Here is a 19,370-nt window from a genome sequence, read left to right on the forward strand (position 1 = left end):
ATAAATAAACTTTTAAAAAAGATTTAAAATCAAAAAAGTTTTTTCAAAAATAAATGATTCAAGTGAAAAGGTCATTTTAAATAATGAAAGGAGAAGCTGGAATTTCTTTCACAAGCCTAGCTATTTTGACATACGTAATAATAGTTAATATTTCTGTTTACTATCTAAACGTGCATGATAAAATAGAAAAGATGAATATGTGTTAGGAGGAACATCAGTGAAAATTAAGCTTGGCCTTTTATACGGAGGAAAATCCGCTGAACATAAAGTATCTTTACAAACAGCTCTAGCAGTTTCAAAAGCAATTAATCACGATAAATATGAAGTGCATCCAATTTACATTACAGAAACAGGAAAATGGATTCGCGGCACACAGCTGACTGGTCCGCTTGAAACAGTTGCTCAATTAGAAATTCAAGATAACGGAACAGCTATTTCACCAGTTTCATTGAATACAGAAATGTTTGCATTAACAGATTCAAAAACAGATGATCAACTAGATGTTATTTTCCCACTTCTTCATGGTCCAAATGGAGAAGATGGTACGGTACAAGGATTATTAGAATTATTGAATATTCCTTATGTTGGAAACGGCGTATTAGCTTCAGCAGCTGGTATGGATAAAGTTGTAATGAAGCAGCTGTTTGCACAGGCAGGTCTGCCTCAAGTGGAGTACGTATCATTTATCCGCCGCGAGTGGGAAGCAGATCGAACGGCTGCTTATGAAAAAGTAGAAACACTTGGATACCCTTGCTTTGTTAAACCAGCAAACTTAGGTTCAAGTGTTGGGATTAGCAAATGTGATAACCGCGAAGAGTTAGAAGCGGCATTTGTTGAAGCCTTCTTATTCGATCGAAAAATCATTGTAGAAGCAGCAGCAGTTGGTCGTGAAGTTGAAATTGGTGTGTTAGGGAATGATGAAGCAGCTTGTTCAGTAGTTGGAGAAATCTTACCTAAAAAAGCGTTTTACGATTACAAAGCAAAATATGAAGACGGCGATACAGGTCTTATTATTCCAGCTGAAATTACAGAAGAACAGCATCAAGAAATGTCAGCACTAGCAATCAAAGCATTTAAAGCAATTGATGGATCTGGTCTTGTACGTGCAGATTTCTTCTTAACATCAGAAGGTAAATTCATTATTAATGAAGTGAATACGATGCCTGGTTTTACACCTTTCAGTATGTTCCCGTTATTGTGGAAACACGCAGGTGTTGAATATCCAGATTTAATTGAAAAACTTGTATCACTAGCAATTGAACGTCATACCGAAAAGCAGCAAATTAAACACACAATGTAACTCACACAACACTATTCATCACGAATAGTGTTTCTGTGTTTAGTTTCAATTAAATAGTATCCATAGTTTACTTTATATCGAGAGGAGCAAACCAACAATGATTAAACGTACGCTTAAACAGCTAGCTGCAATGATTCCAGGAAGTGTATTTCATAGCGGGAACGAAGCAACTGTAATTGAGGGAGTCTCAATTGATACGAGAACTATTCAGCGAGGCAATTTATATATCCCAATTAAAGGGGAACGTTTTAACGGGCATGTATTTGTCGATAAAGCAATTGAAAACGGAGCGGTCGCTACTCTGTGGAACAAAGATGAAGAAAACCCACCGACAGACATTAGCGTTATTTTAGTCGATGATACGCTAGAAGCTCTTCAGCAATTAGCGAAATCCTATCGTCACGAGTTAGATATTAAAGTAGTGGGCATTACAGGAAGTAACGGAAAAACAACGGCAAAAGACATGGTGAAAGCTGTGCTTGATACAACTTACCGTGTTCTGAAAACAGATGGAAACTTTAATAATCATATTGGCATGCCGCTTACTATTTTGCGTTTAGATGAAACTCATGATATTGCCGTTTTAGAAATGGGCATGAGCAGCCGAGGAGAGATTGAGTTTCTTTCTAATTTAGCGGAGCCTGATGTGGCCATTATTACAAATATCGGAGAATCGCACCTTCAAGACTTAGGAAGTCGTGATGGAATTGCGGAGGCAAAATTAGAAATTACAAGCGGCTTAGCACCAACAGGTCAGCTTGTCTATAATGGTGATGAGCCACTTTTAACGTCGCGCGTAGTTAATCCAGCATTTGAAACGGTGACATTTGGCAGCTCAGAACAAAACGATTTGTATCCAAGTGCTATTTCAGCCGAAGAGTTAGGAACAACATTCACTGTTTCACGTGAAACAACATATTCATTCTTTATCCCGGTATTAGGTAAACATAATGTTCACAATGCGCTTTCTGCTATTGCGGTAGGTCATTATTTTGGACTAGACAACGAAACAATCGCTAAGGGATTAAAAGAATTGAAGCTAACAAATATGCGTATGGAGCTTGTAAAACGAACAGATGGCCTGACCTTCATTAACGACGCATATAACGCAAGTCCAACGTCCGTTAAAGCTGCTATCACGTTGATGCATGATTTAGAAGGCTATAAGCAAAAAATTCTTGTTCTCGGGGATATGCTTGAATTAGGCGATCAGGAAAAAGAGTTCCACAAAGAAGTGGGAGAGTTTATTCAAGCAGAAAAAATTGATTATGTTCTAACATACGGTCCTTTATCTGTTGAAATTGAGCAAGGAGCAAAAAATAATTTTGCAGAAGATAAGGTAATACACTTTGAGGAGAAAGATGAGCTTGTTGAAAAATTAACAGCGATTACAACAAGAGAAGATGTGGTTTTAGTGAAAGCATCTCGAGGGATGAAGCTTGAGGAAGTTATCTCAAAAATGATGCATAAATTACCGTGATATTAAAAAGAGTATAAGTAAGCTCTATTGCAAACGGAAAGCCATAGTGTTATGATGTAGTCTGAGTGTCTTGAGGCGCTTATACTCTAAACGTTGAATTTATTGAAGTAGTCGTTTAGAGCATTTTCCGTTTCCTCGGAGAATGCTTTTTTTTGTAAAATATAGATAGTCTAAATATAAAAGGAGTTTGAAAAACTTGGCATTATTTCAAGATTTAGGATTAAGTCAACAGCTTAACAAAGCTGTGAGTAAAATGGGTTTTGAAGAAGCAACACCAATTCAATCAGAAACTATCCCATTAGCACTAGAAGGTCACGATTTGATCGGACAAGCACAAACAGGAACAGGGAAAACAGCGGCATTTGGTATTCCTCTTATTGAAAAAGTTGATGTAAACGTAGATGCAATTCAAGGGTTAATTATTGCTCCTACTCGTGAACTTGCTGTACAGGTATCTGAAGAACTTTACAAAATTGGTCAAACAAAGCGCGTACGCGTGCTATCAATTTATGGTGGTCAAGATATCAGTCGTCAAATTCGTGCATTGAAAAAGCACCCTCATATCATCGTAGGGACACCAGGACGTATGCTAGATCATATTAATCGTCGTACACTTCGTCTACAAGACGTTCATACAGTTATTTTAGATGAAGCAGATGAAATGTTAAACATGGGATTCATCGAAGACATTGAAAAAATCTTATCAAACGTACCTGAGAACCACCAAACACTTTTATTCTCAGCAACAATGCCTACTCCAATCCGTCGCATTGCTGAAAAATTCATGAACGAACCAAAAGTGGTAAAAGTAAAAGCAAAAGAAGTAACGATGCCAAACATTACGCAGTATTATTTAGAAGTACAAGAAAAGCGTAAATTTGATATCCTTACTCGTCTTTTAGATATGCAATCACCTGAATTAGCTATCATCTTTGGTCGTACAAAGCGCCGTGTTGATGAGTTATCAGAAGCATTAAATATGCGTGGTTATTCTGCACAAGGTATCCATGGTGACTTGACACAATCGAAACGTCTATCTGTACTACGTCAATTTAAAGAAGGTTCTATTGATGTATTAGTTGCGACAGACGTAGCTGCACGCGGACTTGATATTTCTGGCGTTACTCATGTATACAACTTTGATATCCCTCAAGATCCGGAGAGCTATGTACACCGTATCGGACGTACAGGACGTGCTGGTAAAATGGGTGCTGCTATGACATTTGTAACGCCAAGAGAAACTGGACAGTTACACAATATTGAGCGTACAACAAAACGTAAAATGGAGCGTATGACTGCTCCAACGCTTGATGAAGCAATGGAAGGTCAACAGCGTATTGCAGCTGACAAATTAACGGAATCTGTGACACAAGGCAACTTATCTTACTACAAACAGTTGGCAGAAGAGTTACTTGAAGAGCACGATTCAGTTTCATTAGTGGCAGCGGCAATCAAATTATTTACAAAAGAACCAAATGAATCACCAATTCAATTAACTGCTGAACCACCGGTAATTGCAAAAGGTGATAAAAACAAACGTGGAAATGGCGGAGGTCGTTCACGTTCTAACTCTAAAAACTACTCACAGCAAAATCGTCGTGGAAACTCAAAGCGTTTTGGTGACAAGCGTCGCGGTGGAAGCAACGGCAGTGATAATAGAAATCGCAATAGCAGCAGTAATCGTAAAGATTCTCGCAGCAAAGCGTAAAATAAAAACGAGCCTTAACAGGCTCGTTTTTTTTATGTGTTAATTGCTATTTTATTGGTGCACACTATGAGTAAAATAAAATGGGGTGTTCACTAATGTCGACCATTGTTCGGTTAGGTTATGTGGCGATGAGCGTTCATTTGGAAAATAGTTCTCCTTCTCAAACAATGACTTTTGCACAATTTCAGCGTGTGAAAGACCATGAAGCGGCCATTCGCAAGCTCGAACGTATTGCAATATCCAACTTAGAAAACTGCTTACGGTTATTAAAACATAATGCTTGGAGTGAAATTGAGTTTTTTCGATTCAGTTCTAAGTTAATTCCATTAGCTAACCATGAGGCACTAAAAGAGTGGAACTACATAGCTCCTTTAAAAGATGCTCTTCAGCGTATTTCTGTATTTTTGAAGGAACATCCAATGCGAGTAGATTTTCACCCGGATCATTTTGTTGTTTTAAACTCAACGGATAAAGAGGTTTTTAAGCATTCTATCCAAACTCTTCGCATGCATCAAAAGTTGCTGAAAGGAATGGATATTCCGCTTCAAAATCGCTGTGTTCTACATGTTGGAGGAGCTTATAATGATAAAGAAAAAGCACTGGAGCAGTTTATTCATAATTGGGGGCTTGTACCTCAATCCCTTCAGCAAATGATTATGTTGGAAAACGACGATACAACCTTTCATATAAAAGACGTCTTGTATTTATGTGAAAAACTAAATGTCCCAATCATTTTTGATCTTCATCATCATCAGGCGAACAACGATGAAACTTCATGGCAAGAGCATTGGGACCGTATCATTAGAACATGGGAACATGAAACACTTCCTCTAAAAATGCATATATCTAGTCCTAAAAGTGATAAAGAATTTAGAGCCCATGCAGATTATATCGATGTTAATGGGTTTTACAGCTTTTTAAAAGAAGTAAATGGAACGATACCGCAAATTGATTGCATGATTGAAGCTAAGAAAAAAGATGAAGCGCTCTTTCAGTTAGTAAGAGATTTGAAGACTTATGAAGATGTGGAATTTATTAACTCATCCACTTTTTATATTAAATCCTAAAGCAGGCCTCATATCTGTGGCTTGTTTTTCTGTTTGAACGTAAGAAAAGCGAGAAGAAATCCAGCAATACCTCCAGCGAAATGAGCTGTATTGTTGGTTCCTGGCGTTAGCAGACCTGAAAGTAATCCAATAATTAAAAAGACGACAATGATTTGCTGGTTGCTTTTAGAAAGCATATGCTTTTGTTTTATGACAAGATAGAGGTAAAATCCGAGCAGTCCGAAAATGGCACCGGATGCACCCACATGGCTGTAAAAAGAAGATTGGATTAGAAATGTAACGATATTTCCAAGCAATCCACACGTAAGGTAGAATAGAAGAAACTTATAAGAAGAAAGAATACGCTCAGCGCCTGGTCCTAACAAGAACAATGAAAATGAGTTAAAAAGAAGATGTGAAAAGCTTAGATGTAAAAAGATAGGTGTGAAAAGCCGCCAGTAGTCTCCTTGGGAAATTAAACTATTCACACCAATAAGCTGATGTATAAAAGATTCTGCAAGGTGTGAGGGAAGAGCGGCAAGTAACCATAGCGCAATGTGGATGCAGATAAGCGTGAAGGTAACAGGATAAAAACGTTTAAATTCAGCTGCATTTTCTGTGCGTACGAACATATTTGTCACTCCTTTTTATAAAGGCATTTTTATATACTATTCTGTAAGAGAGGATTAAATGAAAATGATTATAGGAACTGGAATTGATATTACAGAGTTAGAGCGGATTGAAAAAATGGTGCAGCGTCAAAGCGCTTTTATTACTCGGATTTTAACAAAAAATGAAAGAGAACGCTATGAAAAGCTATCAAGCCGACGTAAGGTCGAATTTTTAGCAGGAAGATTTGCTGTGAAGGAAGCATATTCGAAAGCTCTTGGAACAGGAATAGGGAAAGATTTCAGCTTCCAAGATATCGAAATCGTGAATGATGAAAGAGGGAAACCCCACATTGTTACAAAACAACCACTGGAAGCATCTGTACACGTATCTATTTCCCACAGTGCGCACTATGCGATTGCTCAAGTAATTATTGAACGCTTGTCAAGCTAGTCTGCATATTCACTATTTCTTGTTCATATATTCATAGTGTGGATAGGGGAGACAAGATATGTTCTTGCTTCTCCGTTTAGCTGTGAATATACGAAACAAAGGAGTTGGGGAAATGCATAAAAAATGGATTGGCTTATTTGTTTGCGCCTTTTTTCTCTTAGCCTTATCAGCATGCGGTGAAAAAAGTCAGCAGGATGTAACAGATGCATTGGATGCCAAGGTACAAGAAATGGCGGGGTATAAATCAGATGCTAAGATGACATTGAATACAGGGAAAGATGCTCAAGTATACGATGTAGAGATTTGGCATAGTAAGCCTATGTACTATCGAGTGAATTTGAAAAATACAAAGAAAGATCAAAGCCAAATGATTTTGCGTAATGATGAAGGGGTTTTTGTTTTAACGCCTGCCTTAAATAAAAGCTTTCGTTTTCAAAGTGACTGGCCGCAAAATAGCAGTCAAGCTTATTTGTATGAATCCCTTGTCCAAGATATTGTGAAGGATGAAAAGGCAAGTTTTAAGTCAACGGATAAACATTATATTTTTGAAACAAAAACGAACTATCAAAATAGCACAATGCTTCCTAAACAAGAAATTACGCTGAACAAAAGTGACTTAGCGCCTGTGTCGGTTAAAATTATGGATACGGATAATAAAGTGTTAATAAAAGTTGATTTCTCTAAGGTGAAATTCGATTCTAAGTTTGATAAAGGGGCTTTTGATACAAAAAGAAACATGACAAGTGCAAAGATTGACATTCCGACATTAGCTCAGCACAAATCATTTAGCGTTCTTTATCCTAAGGACGTTCCAAAAGGTACAAAGCTGTCCAAGGAAAAGAAAATTGAGACGGAAAATGGTGAGAGAGTCGTTTTAATGTACAAAGGAGAAAAGCCGTTTACGCTTGTACAAGAAAAAGCGCAAGTAGCTAAAACAGCAACATCTACAGTTACTGCCGGAGAGCCATTTGATTTAGGTTTTACTGTGGGAGCTTTAACGGATAAAAGTCTATCTTGGACATATAATGGAGTAGACTTTATGCTGGCTTCTGATCAGCTGACACCAGATGAATTGAGTACAGTTGCTAGATCTGTGCAAAGTCAGATGGGAAAATAAGAGAAGCTTACAAGCCTGCATATATGTAGGCTTGTTCTTGCTTAATTTGAATAAAGATCGAGATGAAGTTTGGCTATAGATGTATTATACTAACAGAGGAAAGTACGTTTAGAATGGTTCTGAAAAAAGGAAGTGTCGTAGTAATGGATGCATTTTATAGAGAAACATGGGCAGAAATTGATGTAGAAGCCATTTTTCAAAATGTGAATCATGTAAGAGAACTGATACCGGGGCATAAAACGTTAATGGCCGTAGTAAAAGCGAATGCGTACGGGCATGGAGATAAAGAAGTAGCAGAGATTGCGCTTCAAGCTGGCGCTGATATGCTAGCTGTAGCTTTTTTGGATGAAGCTATTGCTCTTCGAAAAAAAGGAATAAAGGAATCCATTTTAGTATTAGGAGCCGTGCCTCCCTTACACATTCAAACTGCATTGGAGTGGGATGTAACGGTCACTGCTTATAGCAAAGCTTGGATTGAAGAAGCGGCGTCCATTCTAGGTGCAAACAGTCAGTTGCATATGCATTTAAAAATAGATACAGGCATGGGTCGCTTAGGAATTAGAACAAAAGAAGAATTACACGAAACGATGAATATCATCACTTCTCATTCAGGGTTCGCGCTGGATGGAGTGTTTACGCACTTTGCAACAGCAGACGAGCTAAATTCGTCTTATTTTGAAAAACAATACACATTCTTTGAAGAAATGGTTCGAATTGTGAAAGAACATAGTTTTACACCTCCGATGATTCACTGTGCAAATAGCGCAGCTTTGCTTCGTCGTCCGAGCGATATCTTTAATGGCGTACGCTTAGGTATCTCTATGTATGGCTTGAGTCCTTCAGAGGAATTAAAAGAAGTCTTGCCAATTCCGTTAAAACAAGCTTTTTCGCTGCACAGCCGTATTGTGCATGTTAAAAAAGTCAAAAAAGGGAGTCATATCAGTTACGGAGCTACTTATGAAGCTAAAGAAGATGAATGGATTGCTACTATTCCAGTAGGATACGCAGACGGCTGGATTCGTAAATTAAGTAATTTTGAAGTGTTAGTAGATGGAGTTAAAGTGCCAATTGTTGGTAGGATATGCATGGATCAATTGATGATTAAATTGCCTAAAATGTATAAAATGGGTACAAAAGTAACATTTATTGGAAAACAACAAGGTGCTGAAATTACAATTGATGAAGTAGCAAAGCATCTTGAAACAATTAATTATGAAATCCCTTGCATGATTGCAGCAAGGGTTCCGAGGGTTTATACAAGAGATTCTCAGCACATTCATGTTAATAATTATATCTTGCGCTGAATATACATCTTCCTGAGTCAACATAAAAAGCCTGCGAACAAAAGACAATAAAATAATAACTTCCATGCATAAAAGAGGGTATCAATTGACGATAATAGTGTAGAAATTGACAGAATTAACTTTCCATTAAAGCTAATCAATGTTATGATAAGGAAAGATGAGACTATTGGTGTGTGTATTGATGTTGGAGGTGTATGTTTGTGTCTGAAGCGAGCGCAACTACAGAAATCCTAGTAAGATTACCGAAAAATTTAGTATCGGAGCTCGATCTTATGGTTAAACAAGAAAATGGCAACCGAAGTGATTTTATTCACCAAGCAACAAAATTGTACCTTCGTGAGCGAAAAAAACGCCATATTCGCGAATCAATGAGACGTGGATATATGGAGATGGCAAAGATAAACTTAAATATTGCTTCCGAGGCTTTTCTAGCAGAGTATGAAGCTGATCATACTGTGGATCGTTTAGTAAGCGGGGGGTAATGACTTGGTAGTCAAACGTGGCGACGTTTATTTTGCTGACCTATCTCCTGTTGTTGGCTCAGAACAAGGAGGCGTTCGCCCTGTACTTGTCATTCAAAATGATATAGGCAATCGTTTTAGCCCAACTGTTATTGTAGCTGCGATCACTGCTCAAATTCAAAAGGCAAAGTTACCTACGCATGTTGAAATTGATGCAAAGCGCTATGGATTTGAGCGAGATTCAGTTATTTTACTAGAACAAATTCGTACTATTGATAAACAGAGGCTAACAGACAAGATTACCCATTTAGATGATGAAATGATGGACAGAGTGGATGAAGCCTTGCAAATCAGTGTAGGACTTATCGACTTTTAGAATTATACTTCCATTTATGCTAAGTTGCTCCTTTATGAGCAACTTTTTTAATTTGACTAGGAATAATCAGTAAACGTATATTGTAATAAGAAACGTTTTAAAAATGATAATATATATATAGATATAAATGAGTGTATTGACTCACAAGGAGGACCTCATGAATCAAGATTTATTCAATTATATACAAAATCATAAATCAGAAATTTTTGATCGATGGCTAGTGTTAATGAATGATGTGGAAACAGAGCGGATTAAAAACATTGTATCCGAGCAAGTGTACGTAAATGTAAGCTCTGATTTTGTAAATTTACTTTTGGCAAAAGCATTCCGTGATCAGGAAAATTTTGCAGAGGAACTAGAGGAAGTAGTAGGACGAGTTGTGAGTTTAGGATGGCCTCTTGCTTATTTGACACAGGGTGTACGTAACTTGGGTCATGTAGTGGTTGAAGGGTATGTAAACAGTGAACATGTAAAGGCTGATCAAACTCATTCTGAATTATTCTATCGGTTTGACAAGTGGTTAAGCCCTATTTATAACAAAATAGTAGAACAATACTCCAACTCGTGGGAAAATACAGTTATGTTGCAAAAAGTTGCACTTCAAGAATTGTCTGCTCCATTAATACCGGTATTTGATAAAATTACGGTAATGCCGCTTGTGGGAACAATTGACACCGATCGTGCAAAGAAAATTATGGAAAACTTACTGCAAGGTGTCGTAAAGCACCGATCAGAGGTCGTATTAATAGATATTACCGGAGTACCAGTAGTGGATACGATGGTTGCCCATCATATCATTCAAGCTGCTGAAGCCGTACGTTTGGTTGGAGCCAAGTGTTTGTTAGTAGGAATTCGTCCGGAAATTGCTCAGACTATTGTGAACTTAGGTATTAACTTAAATGAAATTATTACGAAAAACTCATTAAAAAAAGGTGTAGAGTTTGCGTTAGAAATGACTGAGCGGAAAATAGTTGATATAGAATCGGAGGAATAAACGTGAGAATACCCATTTTGAAATTGTACGACTACTTATTGGTATCCATTCAATGGGAGCTGGATGATCAAACGGCTATTCAATTCCAAGAAGATTTGCTAAGTAAAATTCATCAAACTGGAGCAAAAGGAGTGGTAATCGATTTAACTTCAATTGATATGATCGATTCATTCATCGCAAAAGTGTTAGGTGACGTGGTTAGCATGTCTAATTTGATGGGGGCCAGAGTAGTATTAACAGGTATCCAGCCTGCAGTAGCTATTACACTTGTTGAGTTAGGGATTGGCCTAAACGATGTTCTTACTGCACTCGATTTAGAAAAAGGTCTTGAGAAACTCCAATCGGAATTGGGGGATTAGTATATGGAATTCCAATCCAGCGTAAAAATCGTAACAGAATGGGACATCGTAGCGGCACGCCAATTAGGTAGAAATGTGTCGAAAGAGCTAGGGTTTGGAACAGTTGACCAAGCTCGTATTACAACCGCCATTTCTGAATTAGCTCGTAATATTTACCTATATGCGGGTAAGGGTCAAATCTATATTGAGAAATTAAATCGTGGAGGAAAAAACGGTCTTCTTGTCGTAGCAACAGATGAAGGGCCAGGTATCCCCGACGTTCGCAAAGTAATGGAAGATGGATACTCAACATCGGGTGGACTAGGAGCTGGGCTTCCTGGGGTAAAACGATTGATGGATGAGTTTGACATCGAAACAAATGTCGGAGAAGGTACTGAGATTAAAGCAGTTAAGTGGCTCCGGTAGGAGGAAATAGATAATGTCTTTTGATAAAGAGATGAGAGATTTATACAAAGATATTTTGGGGAACTATATCCAAACACAAAATGAACAAATTTTGTATCAAGGACAAAAACTAAGTAGAAAATCTTTAGAGAATGAAATATCGCCAGAAGATATTGTGAGCATTCATAAAGAAGTGATTGAAGAAATTTATTCTGATATTCCAGAAAAAGTGCTGCATTCTCTGGACTTTTTACTTGAGGTAATGATTAGCTACGGTCTTGCTCTTCGTGAGCATCAAACATTAAAAAATAAGCAGCGGGAACTTCGTTCTGAAATCGAAGTTGCCGCTAACGTCCAGCAGACGCTGTTAGGGACAAAGGTTCCGGCTAGTTCAACTTTAGAAATTGGCGCGATTAGCGTACCTGCTAAACAGATGAACGGAGATTATTTTCACTTTGTAGAAGAAGAGCACGGTGGGTTAAGTATTGCCATTGCCGATGTGATCGGAAAAGGAATTCCAGCTGCAATGTGTATGTCTATGATCAAGTATGCAATGGACAGCTTACCGGACTCAAGAAAAAATCCAAGTTACGTATTGGAGAACTTGAATAATATTGTAGAGAGAAACGTAGATCCAAGTATGTTTATTACGATGTTCTACGGAAGTTATAATCCCGAGACAAACTTATTTGATTATGCATCTGCAGGGCATGAGCCAGGCTTTTATTATGATGCCAAAGCTGATTCATTTGAAGATTTGGAAGCAAAAGGACTCGTGCTAGGAGTCGATCGCCATGTGAAATATCTTCAGTACGAGCAGCAGCTTTCAAAAGGCGATATGATTGTTCTGTTAACAGATGGTGTAACAGAATGCAGAACTGAAGAAGGATTTATCGAAAGATTGGACATCATAAAATTAATTCGAAAATACATGCATTTGTCTCCTCAAGAAATTGTAGAATCTGTATATAAAGAGCTGGAAAAATTACAGCATTTTCAATTGAGAGATGACTTTACATTGATTATTTTGAAGAGTTTAGTTTAAGTATTCTAAATAAGGGTACAGAAAAGATAGCACAAAATTAGAGGGGGTCTACTAATACGATGAATTTAAAAATAGATATACAAAAGGACGGTCAAGCATATCGTATTAAGCTGGCTGGAGAGATTGACGCATATACAGCACCTAAGCTAAAAGAAAAGTTCATGGAAATTACTGAACATACTGAACCGGAAATTATAGTCGATTTAACCGATGTATCATACATGGATAGTACAGGACTAGGTGTATTTATTGCATTGTTAAAAGCCAATAAGAAAAATAACGGCTCTTTGAAATTTGTTGGTGTATCAGAGCGCATCAAGCGCTTATTTGATATTACGGGCCTCACAGACATTTTAAACGTGAATTCACAAGTAGAAGGTGGCGTAAAATGAAACAGCCTTATGACTTTGTTGAGATGAAGATTCCTGCTAAGCCAGACTATGTAGCGATTATTCGACTGACGCTGTCTGGTGTAGCGAACCGGATGGGTTTTTCTTATGATGAAATTGAAGATATGAAAATTGCTGTGAGTGAGGCATGTACAAATGCCGTACAGCATGCTTACAAGAGTGAAGAAAATGGTGAAGTGAGAGTAGGTTTTGGTTTATTTGATGACCGTTTAGAAATCATGGTGGTCGATAAAGGCGAAAGCTTTAATTTTGAAGAGCTTAAGGAACATATAGGACCTTATGAAACATCAAAAGAAGTTGAATTTCTTCCTGAAGGTGGACTTGGTTTATATTTAATTGAAACACTAATGGACGAAGTGAAAATGGTCAATTCAAAAGGTGTAACGCTAATGATGACTAAGTATGTGCAAAGAGAGCAGGTGGAGAGTGATGAAAACACAGTCTCAACCTATGAAATTAACTAAAGAACAGGTTCAGGAACGAATTGAGCGCTTTCAAAAAACGCAGGATGAAGAAGCACAAAGTGATCTAGTAGTACATTACAAGAACCTTGTTGAATCTATTGCACGTCGTTATTCAAAAGGCAGAAGCTTACATGAAGATATTGTGCAGGTAGGGATGCTAGGACTGTTAGGAGCTATTAGAAGGTATGATGCTTCATTTGGAAGAAGTTTTGAATCGTTTGCTGTTCCTACAATCATTGGAGAGATTAAGCGATTTTTACGCGATAAAACGTGGAGTGTTCACGTACCGCGCCGCATCAAAGAATTAGGTCCTAAAATTAAAGCAGCTGTCGAAGATCTAACAACCCGTTTACAGCGATCTCCTCAAGTAAAAGAAATTGCTGATCATATCGGAGTGACAGAGGAAGAAATTTTAGAAACGATGGAGATGGGGCAAAGTTATCAAGCGTTGTCTGTTGATCATTCTATTGAAGCAGACTCTGATGGAAGTACTGTTACAATCCTTGATTTAGTAGGTGAACAAGAGTCGGGTTATGAGAAAACTGATCAGCGCTTAGTGTTAGAAAAGATTCTTCATGTATTAAGCGATAGAGAAAAAGAAGTAATTCGCTATACATTTATTGAAAATCTGAGTCAAAAAGATGCCGGTGAGAAATTAGGGATTTCTCAAATGCATGTATCTCGACTGCAAAGAAGAGCTCTTGATAAGCTAAGGACTGCAGCTCGCTCAGATTCTAACGATTCGGAGTATATGTCGTGATGACAGTAGACCCGAATACAAAGTCGATTCAAACTCATATATATCAAGAGCCAAAGCAAGGGAACGTGTGTTGTGGAGATAGTTACTATGTCAAAGAAACGGATGATTATTTTCTATGTGCAGTGGCAGATGGATTAGGAAGCGGTGAACAAGCCAGAGCCGCTTCTGTAGCTGTTACGGATGTAGCGAAAGCTCATCATCATCTAGATGTAGATGAGATCATTTCTAAGTGCAACAAGGCTACTCGACATACAAGAGGCGCAGCAGTAGCTATTTTGAAAATTGATAAAAAACATAACGAATTTCATTACACAAATGTAGGTAATATCCGCTTTTATCTGTATTCTCCGGAGGGGAAATTAACGTACCCTCTGCCAATTCAAGGTTTTTTATCAGGGAAAATTCAAAAGTTCCGCACACAAACCTTCCCATATGACTCCGGTTCTAAATTTTTGATTCATACAGATGGCTTAGAATTAAAAGAGATTAAATCTGTTTTTGCTAACTCGATGAATGTCGATCAATTGTCGACACGCCTACAGGCAGCAATTCGATCTCATAATGACGATATTACGTATATCGCTGGTCATCTTCCAACTGCATAGCCTTTCTTTTTAGCTCACATGTGTTATTGCATGTGAGTTTTGTTACAATAGAGACAAAGTTTCATTTAGGTAGGAGGATAAGCTGTGTCTGTTGCAACGAAATTAGATAATCAAATTGTTCAACATGTAAGTAAAGAGGTAGAGATTTCACACAAGCAAGTACAAAACGTAATTGCTTTAGTAGAAGATGGTAATACAGTTCCCTTTATTGCTCGATATAGAAAAGAACAAACTGGTGCTTTGGATGAAGTCCAAATCCGGAATATTTTAGATTCCTGGAACTACTTAATGAATTTAGAGGAGCGTAAACAGGAAGTTCACCGATTAATTGAAGAGCAAGGGAAATTAACTGAGGAACTGTCTGCTCAAATTCATCAAGCGAAGAAATTGCAGCAAGTAGAAGATTTATACCGCCCTTTTAAGCAAAAACGACGTACAAAAGCAACTGTAGCAAAAGAAAAAGGTCTTGAACCATTAGCACAGTGGCTACTAAGTTTCCCGAATTCTGACGTGAACATTGAAGCGCAAACATACATAAATGAAGAAGCAGGAGTTCAATCTTCTGACGAAGCTATTCAGGGAGCCCTAGACATTGTAGCGGAACAAATTTCTGACGAAGCATCTTACCGTCAATGGATTCGTACGACCACTGTAAAAGATGGCATAATTGTTACTTCAGTCAAAGATCCGGAAAAAGATGAAAAAAATATCTATGAAATGTACTATGAATATACAGAAGCGGTAAAGCGAATCGTTCCTCACCGTATTTTAGCTATGAATAGAGGAGAAAAAGACGGTATTTTAAAAGTGAGTATTGACGCGCCTACAGATCGTATTCTTTCATATTTACATAAAGAAGTAATCAAGAAAAGGGATTCTTCAGCTGAAGGTTATATCATCTCAGCTATAGAAGATGCTTATAAACGCTTAATAGAACCATCTATTGAACGCGAAATTCGTAAAGACCTATCAGAAAAAGCGGAAGAAAGAGCCATTCACATCTTTTCTGAAAACTTACGAAAACTTCTTCTCCAACCTCCATTGAAAGGGAAAGTGGTATTAGGAGTAGATCCAGCTTTTCGAACAGGCTGCAAATTAGCTGTAGTAGATGAAACAGGCAAGGTATTAAAAATTGATGTTATTTATCCACATCCTCCTGTGAGAAAAGCAGCTGAAGCACAAAATAAATTAAAGAAAATGTTCGCTGAATACCCTATTGAAGTAGTGGCAATTGGAAATGGAACGGCATCTCGCGAAACGGAGCAATTTGTAGCGGATGTTCTTAAAGAAATTGAAAACCCAGTTTATTATTTGATTGTGAATGAAGCGGGAGCAAGCGTATATTCGGCTTCTGATGTTGCTAGAGAAGAATTCCCTGATTTTCAAGTAGAAGAGCGAAGCGCTGTATCGATTGCCAGAAGGCTGCAAGATCCGCTGGCTGAGCTTGTGAAAATCGATCCTAAGTCGGTAGGAGTAGGGCAATATCAGCATGATGTGTCTCAAAAGCAATTAAATGATTCACTGACTTTTATTGTAGAGACAGTAGTAAACCAAGTAGGAGTGAATGCAAACACGGCTTCTGCTTCGCTTCTACAATACGTTGCTGGTCTAAATAAGACAGTTGCTCAAAACATTGTAAAATATCGGGATGAAAACGGAAAATTCTCTAACCGAAAACAGTTGAAGAAAATTCCGCGTCTAGGGGCTAAAACATATGAGCAGTGTATTGGGTTTTTACGTATTATAGAAGGTGAAGAACCTTTAGACAGAACGGGTATCCATCCTGAAACATATGGAGACGTTAAAAAGCTTTTAAAGAAAGCGGAAGTGAAAGAGACTGAACTTGGAACGGAGAAAGTAAAAGAAGCATTAAAACATATTTCTTTACCCGAAATATCAGAAGAACTAAGTATAGGGGAGCTTACTTTAAAAGACATTATAGAAGCGCTCGTAAGACCGGAAAGAGATCCTCGTGATGAACTGCCAAAACCTTTGCTCCGTCAGGATATTTTGAAGCTAGAGGATCTAGCAAAAGGTATTCAGCTTGAAGGAACGGTGCGAAACGTCGTAGACTTCGGAGCGTTCATCGATATAGGAGTTAAGCAAGACGGTCTAGTCCATATTTCTAAATTAACGAATCGGTACGTTAAGCATCCCCTCGATGTCGTTTCAGTAGGAGATTTGGTGAATGTGTGGGTAGAAGACGTAGATATGAAAAAAGGAAGAGTTGCACTGACGATGATTCCGCCCCATCAATAATAAAATTGCCTTTTCAGATTTTCTGAAAAGGCAATTTTATTTGTAAAAAGAAGTGATTTAAGAAGCGGAATTATTTTTTTGATAAAAAAACCAACATTGGTTGAGCAATTTTATTTGTGCACGGTCTTTTTCAGAATAAGCGCGCCTCATTTGTTTTTGTAGCCACATTGGCATAAGGACAATCACTCCTTTTCATTTATGATAAGGTGAATAGTGAGTATGTAATGAAGTGTATGCCCAAAGAGCTAGTCAGGTGATTTCATACAGTAGAGGAGTATGTAAGATGAATGATAAGGATTTACAAATACTTGTAGAAGAAATTTCATTGAAGCTGTTTCACAAACCATTTCGTCATGAAGCCACTTTTAATTCTCGGTTACGTACGACAGGCGGAAGGTATTTGTTACGTACATCTAATATAGAAGTAAACTACAAATACTTTGAACAATATGGCACACAAGAAATAGTAGAAATTATTAAACATGAGCTCTGTCACTATCATTTGCATATTGAGGGGAAAGGGTATAAGCATGGAGATCAAGACTTTAAAAGGTTAATGAAAGAAGTAGATGCACCTCGATTTTGTCAGGCATTGAAAAAAGAAAGTGATGGAAAGAAAAAAGAGCACATATATGTATGTATGCAGTGTGATCAAAAATATGTTCGAAAAAGAAAAGTGAACACAGTTAAATATGTTTGTGGGAAGTGTAAAGGTAAATTAAAAAAAATGTAGAAGATGCTTGACTAAAATAGATTCATTATGGTAAATTAATAAAGCCGTCTCAAATAAACGGCAAAGAAATTACAAAAACTTATTGACATTACATATAATGTCGATTACAATGTAAGAAGTCTGATAAATATTATTCCACAGTAGCTCAGTGGTAGAGCTATCGGCTGTTAACCGATCGGTCGTAGGTTCGAGTCCTACCTGTGGAGCCATATGGAGAAGTACTCAAGTGGCTGAAGAGGCGCCCCTGCTAAGGGTGTAGGTCGTGTAAGCGGCGCGAGGGTTCAAATCCCTCCTTCTCCGCCATTTTATAATGGCCCGTTGGTCAAGCGGTTAAGACACCGCCCTTTCACGGCGGTAACACGGGTTCGAATCCCGTACGGGTCACCATTGATTTTTATTTACATATCCTGTGGAGGATTAGCTCAGCTGGGAGAGCACCTGCCTTACAAGCAGGGGGTCGGCGGTTCGATCCCGTCATCCTCCACCATTTTGACTGTTTCATACATAATTTTGGATGGTCCCGTGGTGTAGCGGTTAACATGCCTGCCTGTCACGCAGGAGATCGCGGGTTCGATTCCCGTCGGGACCGCCATTTTAAATTATTGGGCTATCGCCAAGCGGTAAGGCAACGGATTTTGATTCCGTCATGCGTTGGTTCGAATCCAGCTAGCCCAGCCATAAAGAGCCATTAGCTCAGTTGGTAGAGCATCTGACTTTTAATCAGAGGGTCGAAGGTTCGAGTCCTTCATGGCTCATTTTCATTTCTTGCGGGTGTGGCGGAATTGGCAGACGCGCTAGACTTAGGATCTAGTGTCTTTACGACGTGGGGGTTCAAGTCCCTTCACCCGCATCTTATTCATTTTATGTATTTAGCGGTCGTGGCGGAATGGCAGACGCGCTAGGTTGAGGGCCTAGTGGGGGCGACCCCGTGGAGGTTCAAGTCCTCTCGGCCGCACCAAAAAAACTTTTTAAAAAAGTATTGACATAAGAAAATAGAAATGATATTATAATAAAGTCGCCAAAACAACGGCGGTAAACATCATAAGAAGCGCCCGTAGCTCAATTGGATAGAGCGTTTGACTACGGATCAAAAGGTTAGGGGTTCGACTCCTCTCGGGCGCGCCATATTGCGGGTGTAGTTTAGTGGTAAAACCTCAGCCTTCCAAGCTGATGTCGTGAGTTCGATTCTCATCACCCGCTCCAAATATATTGAACTTTGAAAACTGAACAAAGCGACAAACGTCAACGTTAATTTTTATTTTTTAAATGAGCAAGTCAAACATTTCTTCGGAGAGTTTGATCCTGGCTCAGGATGAACGCTGGCGGCGTGCCTAATACATGCAAGTCGAGCGAACTGATTAGAAGCTTGCTTCTATGACGTTAGCGGCGGACGGGTGAGTAACACGTGGGCAACCTGCCTGTAAGACTGGGATAACTTCGGGAAACCGAAGCTAATACCGGATAGGATCTTCTCCTTCATGGGAGATGATTGAAAGATGGTTT

At 38.4% G+C, this 19,370-nt stretch carries 21 protein-coding genes, 11 tRNA genes and 1 rRNA gene; 31 read left to right on the plus strand and 2 right to left on the minus strand.

The genetic code is table 11. The features are described 5' to 3' along the window. The first annotated feature begins 217 nt into the window (after positions 1–217). The 4 genes from ACH6EI_RS26110 to uvsE all read left to right on the plus strand — a co-directional run bounded on the left by ACH6EI_RS26110 (position 218) and on the right by uvsE (position 5,555). The gene (locus ACH6EI_RS26110) at positions 218–1,300 is read left to right on the plus strand and encodes a D-alanine--D-alanine ligase (RefSeq protein ID WP_013054995.1); all 1,083 of its coding nucleotides are present in this window, start codon (positions 218–220) and stop codon (positions 1,298–1,300) included. Between the two features lie 97 nt (positions 1,301–1,397). Continuing rightward, positions 1,398–2,780: a UDP-N-acetylmuramoyl-tripeptide--D-alanyl-D-alanine ligase gene (locus tag ACH6EI_RS26115; RefSeq protein WP_099000535.1), complete on the plus strand. Its 1,383-nt coding sequence runs from the start codon at positions 1,398–1,400 to the stop codon at positions 2,778–2,780. 196 nt (positions 2,781–2,976) lie between these two features. Then, positions 2,977–4,488: a degradosome RNA helicase CshA gene (cshA, locus tag ACH6EI_RS26120; RefSeq protein WP_028411884.1), complete on the plus strand. Its 1,512-nt coding sequence runs from the start codon at positions 2,977–2,979 to the stop codon at positions 4,486–4,488. Between the two features lie 95 nt (positions 4,489–4,583). After that, positions 4,584–5,555: a UV DNA damage repair endonuclease UvsE gene (gene uvsE / locus ACH6EI_RS26125; RefSeq protein ID WP_033580801.1), complete on the plus strand. Its 972-nt coding sequence runs from the start codon at positions 4,584–4,586 to the stop codon at positions 5,553–5,555. Positions 5,556–5,563: 8 nt separating this feature from the next. Here the strand turns inward: uvsE and ACH6EI_RS26130 are convergent, their stop codons facing one another. Further along, a complete protein-coding gene (locus tag ACH6EI_RS26130) occupies positions 5,564–6,166 on the minus strand; it encodes a rhomboid family intramembrane serine protease (RefSeq protein ID WP_028411882.1) in 603 nt (200 codons plus the stop codon). A gap of 64 nt (positions 6,167–6,230) precedes the next feature. Here ACH6EI_RS26130 and acpS point away from each other — a divergent pair, with 64 nt between their 5' ends. The 14 genes from acpS (at position 6,231) to ACH6EI_RS26200 (ending at position 17,134) form a co-directional block, all read left to right on the plus strand. Further along, positions 6,231–6,596 carry a holo-ACP synthase gene (gene acpS, locus ACH6EI_RS26135; protein ID WP_028411881.1) on the plus strand — a complete coding sequence of 122 codons (366 nt, stop codon included), beginning with the start codon at positions 6,231–6,233 and terminating at the stop codon, positions 6,594–6,596. A 58-nt stretch (positions 6,597–6,654) separates the two neighbouring features. Beyond that, positions 6,655–7,713, plus strand: coding sequence for a LolA family protein (locus ACH6EI_RS26140; RefSeq protein WP_033580802.1), 1,059 nt, complete (start codon positions 6,655–6,657; stop codon positions 7,711–7,713). A 113-nt stretch (positions 7,714–7,826) separates the two neighbouring features. Continuing rightward, entirely contained in the window at positions 7,827–9,017 is a 1,191-nt protein-coding gene (alr, locus tag ACH6EI_RS26145) for an alanine racemase (RefSeq protein ID WP_034327253.1), read from the plus strand. Positions 9,018–9,217: 200 nt separating this feature from the next. Then, a complete protein-coding gene (locus ACH6EI_RS26150) occupies positions 9,218–9,499 on the plus strand; it encodes a CopG family ribbon-helix-helix protein (protein WP_013055003.1) in 282 nt (93 codons plus the stop codon). Between the two features lie 4 nt (positions 9,500–9,503). Continuing rightward, on the plus strand, positions 9,504–9,854 hold the full coding sequence (gene ndoA, locus ACH6EI_RS26155) for a type II toxin-antitoxin system endoribonuclease NdoA (protein WP_013055004.1): 351 nt from the start codon (positions 9,504–9,506) through the stop codon (positions 9,852–9,854). 157 nt (positions 9,855–10,011) lie between these two features. Continuing rightward, on the plus strand, positions 10,012–10,848 hold the full coding sequence (locus ACH6EI_RS26160) for an RsbT co-antagonist protein RsbRA (RefSeq protein ID WP_013055005.1): 837 nt from the start codon (positions 10,012–10,014) through the stop codon (positions 10,846–10,848). A gap of 2 nt (positions 10,849–10,850) precedes the next feature. Beyond that, positions 10,851–11,207 carry an STAS domain-containing protein gene (locus tag ACH6EI_RS26165; protein WP_013055006.1) on the plus strand — a complete coding sequence of 119 codons (357 nt, stop codon included), beginning with the start codon at positions 10,851–10,853 and terminating at the stop codon, positions 11,205–11,207. Between the two features lie 3 nt (positions 11,208–11,210). Next, the gene (locus tag ACH6EI_RS26170) at positions 11,211–11,612 is read left to right on the plus strand and encodes an anti-sigma regulatory factor (protein ID WP_013055007.1); all 402 of its coding nucleotides are present in this window, start codon (positions 11,211–11,213) and stop codon (positions 11,610–11,612) included. A gap of 13 nt (positions 11,613–11,625) precedes the next feature. Then, positions 11,626–12,636, plus strand: coding sequence for a PP2C family protein-serine/threonine phosphatase (locus tag ACH6EI_RS26175; protein ID WP_013055008.1), 1,011 nt, complete (start codon positions 11,626–11,628; stop codon positions 12,634–12,636). Between the two features lie 59 nt (positions 12,637–12,695). Next, entirely contained in the window at positions 12,696–13,028 is a 333-nt protein-coding gene (locus ACH6EI_RS26180) for an anti-sigma factor antagonist (protein ID WP_013055009.1), read from the plus strand. After that, entirely contained in the window at positions 13,025–13,510 is a 486-nt protein-coding gene (gene rsbW, locus ACH6EI_RS26185) for an anti-sigma B factor RsbW (RefSeq protein ID WP_025753516.1), read from the plus strand. Before ACH6EI_RS26180 ends, rsbW begins: the two co-directional genes overlap by 4 nt. Further along, on the plus strand, positions 13,476–14,270 hold the full coding sequence (sigB, locus tag ACH6EI_RS26190; RefSeq protein WP_028411878.1) for an RNA polymerase sigma factor SigB: 795 nt from the start codon (positions 13,476–13,478) through the stop codon (positions 14,268–14,270). The genes rsbW and sigB overlap by 35 nt, the downstream gene beginning before the upstream one ends. Next, entirely contained in the window at positions 14,270–14,875 is a 606-nt protein-coding gene (locus ACH6EI_RS26195; RefSeq protein WP_033580804.1) for a PP2C family serine/threonine-protein phosphatase, read from the plus strand. The genes sigB and ACH6EI_RS26195 overlap by 1 nt, the downstream gene beginning before the upstream one ends. An 84-nt stretch (positions 14,876–14,959) precedes the next feature. Further along, the gene (locus ACH6EI_RS26200; RefSeq protein WP_099000536.1) at positions 14,960–17,134 is read left to right on the plus strand and encodes a Tex family protein; all 2,175 of its coding nucleotides are present in this window, start codon (positions 14,960–14,962) and stop codon (positions 17,132–17,134) included. Between the two features lie 57 nt (positions 17,135–17,191). On the opposite strand, the gene cmpA is transcribed toward ACH6EI_RS26200, so the two are convergent. Further along, the gene (gene cmpA / locus ACH6EI_RS26205) at positions 17,192–17,308 is read right to left on the minus strand and encodes a cortex morphogenetic protein CmpA (RefSeq protein ID WP_013055014.1); all 117 of its coding nucleotides are present in this window, start codon (positions 17,306–17,308) and stop codon (positions 17,192–17,194) included. A gap of 109 nt (positions 17,309–17,417) precedes the next feature. On the opposite strand from cmpA, the gene ACH6EI_RS26210 reads away from it, so the two are divergent. The 13 genes from ACH6EI_RS26210 to ACH6EI_RS26270 form a co-directional block, all read left to right on the plus strand. Further along, entirely contained in the window at positions 17,418–17,867 is a 450-nt protein-coding gene (locus ACH6EI_RS26210; RefSeq protein ID WP_028411875.1) for a SprT family protein, read from the plus strand. Positions 17,868–18,001: 134 nt separating this feature from the next. Further along, positions 18,002–18,076, plus strand: a tRNA-Asn gene (locus ACH6EI_RS26215). Positions 18,077–18,079: 3 nt separating this feature from the next. Further along, positions 18,080–18,170, plus strand: a tRNA-Ser gene (locus ACH6EI_RS26220). A 9-nt stretch (positions 18,171–18,179) separates the two neighbouring features. Next, positions 18,180–18,254, plus strand: a tRNA-Glu gene (locus ACH6EI_RS26225). Between the two features lie 24 nt (positions 18,255–18,278). After that, positions 18,279–18,354, plus strand: a tRNA-Val gene (locus tag ACH6EI_RS26230). A gap of 29 nt (positions 18,355–18,383) precedes the next feature. Further along, positions 18,384–18,459: transfer RNA gene (locus ACH6EI_RS26235), tRNA-Asp, on the plus strand. Between the two features lie 11 nt (positions 18,460–18,470). Beyond that, positions 18,471–18,545, plus strand: a tRNA-Gln gene (locus ACH6EI_RS26240). Positions 18,546–18,549: 4 nt separating this feature from the next. Next, positions 18,550–18,622: transfer RNA gene (locus tag ACH6EI_RS26245), tRNA-Lys, on the plus strand. A gap of 12 nt (positions 18,623–18,634) precedes the next feature. Next, positions 18,635–18,717, plus strand: a tRNA-Leu gene (locus ACH6EI_RS26250). Positions 18,718–18,739: 22 nt separating this feature from the next. Continuing rightward, a tRNA-Leu gene (locus ACH6EI_RS26255) sits at positions 18,740–18,825 on the plus strand. 90 nt (positions 18,826–18,915) lie between these two features. Beyond that, positions 18,916–18,992: transfer RNA gene (locus ACH6EI_RS26260), tRNA-Arg, on the plus strand. 4 nt (positions 18,993–18,996) lie between these two features. After that, positions 18,997–19,070 (plus strand) — tRNA-Gly (locus ACH6EI_RS26265). 81 nt (positions 19,071–19,151) lie between these two features. Continuing rightward, a 16S ribosomal RNA gene (locus ACH6EI_RS26270) occupies positions 19,152–19,370 on the plus strand; the annotation flags it as partial.

Origin of the sequence: Priestia sp. JSM ZJ58 (genome assembly GCF_044383985.1) — a bacterium.
Lineage (GTDB): Bacteria > Bacillota > Bacilli > Bacillales > Bacillaceae_H > Priestia > Priestia zanthoxyli.

Bases quoted from the DNA above. Each gene is read 5' to 3' on its own strand.
- ACH6EI_RS26115 (WP_099000535.1), top strand. From the start codon at position 1,398: ATGATTAAACGTACGCTTAAACAGCTAGCTGCAATGATTCCAGGAAGT.
- uvsE (WP_033580801.1), top strand. From the start codon at position 4,584: ATGTCGACCATTGTTCGGTTAGGTTATGTGGCGATGAGCGTTCATTTG.
- ACH6EI_RS26130 (WP_028411882.1), bottom strand. From the start codon at position 6,166: ATGTTCGTACGCACAGAAAATGCAGCTGAATTTAAACGTTTTTATCCT.
- acpS (WP_028411881.1), top strand. From the start codon at position 6,231: ATGATTATAGGAACTGGAATTGATATTACAGAGTTAGAGCGGATTGAA.
- ACH6EI_RS26140 (WP_033580802.1), top strand. From the start codon at position 6,655: ATGTTCTTGCTTCTCCGTTTAGCTGTGAATATACGAAACAAAGGAGTT.
- alr (WP_034327253.1), top strand. From the start codon at position 7,827: ATGGTTCTGAAAAAAGGAAGTGTCGTAGTAATGGATGCATTTTATAGA.
- ACH6EI_RS26160 (WP_013055005.1), top strand. From the start codon at position 10,012: ATGAATCAAGATTTATTCAATTATATACAAAATCATAAATCAGAAATT.
- ACH6EI_RS26170 (WP_013055007.1), top strand. From the start codon at position 11,211: ATGGAATTCCAATCCAGCGTAAAAATCGTAACAGAATGGGACATCGTA.
- ACH6EI_RS26175 (WP_013055008.1), top strand. From the start codon at position 11,626: ATGTCTTTTGATAAAGAGATGAGAGATTTATACAAAGATATTTTGGGG.
- ACH6EI_RS26180 (WP_013055009.1), top strand. From the start codon at position 12,696: ATGAATTTAAAAATAGATATACAAAAGGACGGTCAAGCATATCGTATT.
- rsbW (WP_025753516.1), top strand. From the start codon at position 13,025: ATGAAACAGCCTTATGACTTTGTTGAGATGAAGATTCCTGCTAAGCCA.
- sigB (WP_028411878.1), top strand. From the start codon at position 13,476: ATGAAAACACAGTCTCAACCTATGAAATTAACTAAAGAACAGGTTCAG.
- ACH6EI_RS26195 (WP_033580804.1), top strand. From the start codon at position 14,270: ATGACAGTAGACCCGAATACAAAGTCGATTCAAACTCATATATATCAA.
- cmpA (WP_013055014.1), bottom strand. From the start codon at position 17,308: ATGCCAATGTGGCTACAAAAACAAATGAGGCGCGCTTATTCTGAAAAA.
- ACH6EI_RS26210 (WP_028411875.1), top strand. From the start codon at position 17,418: ATGAATGATAAGGATTTACAAATACTTGTAGAAGAAATTTCATTGAAG.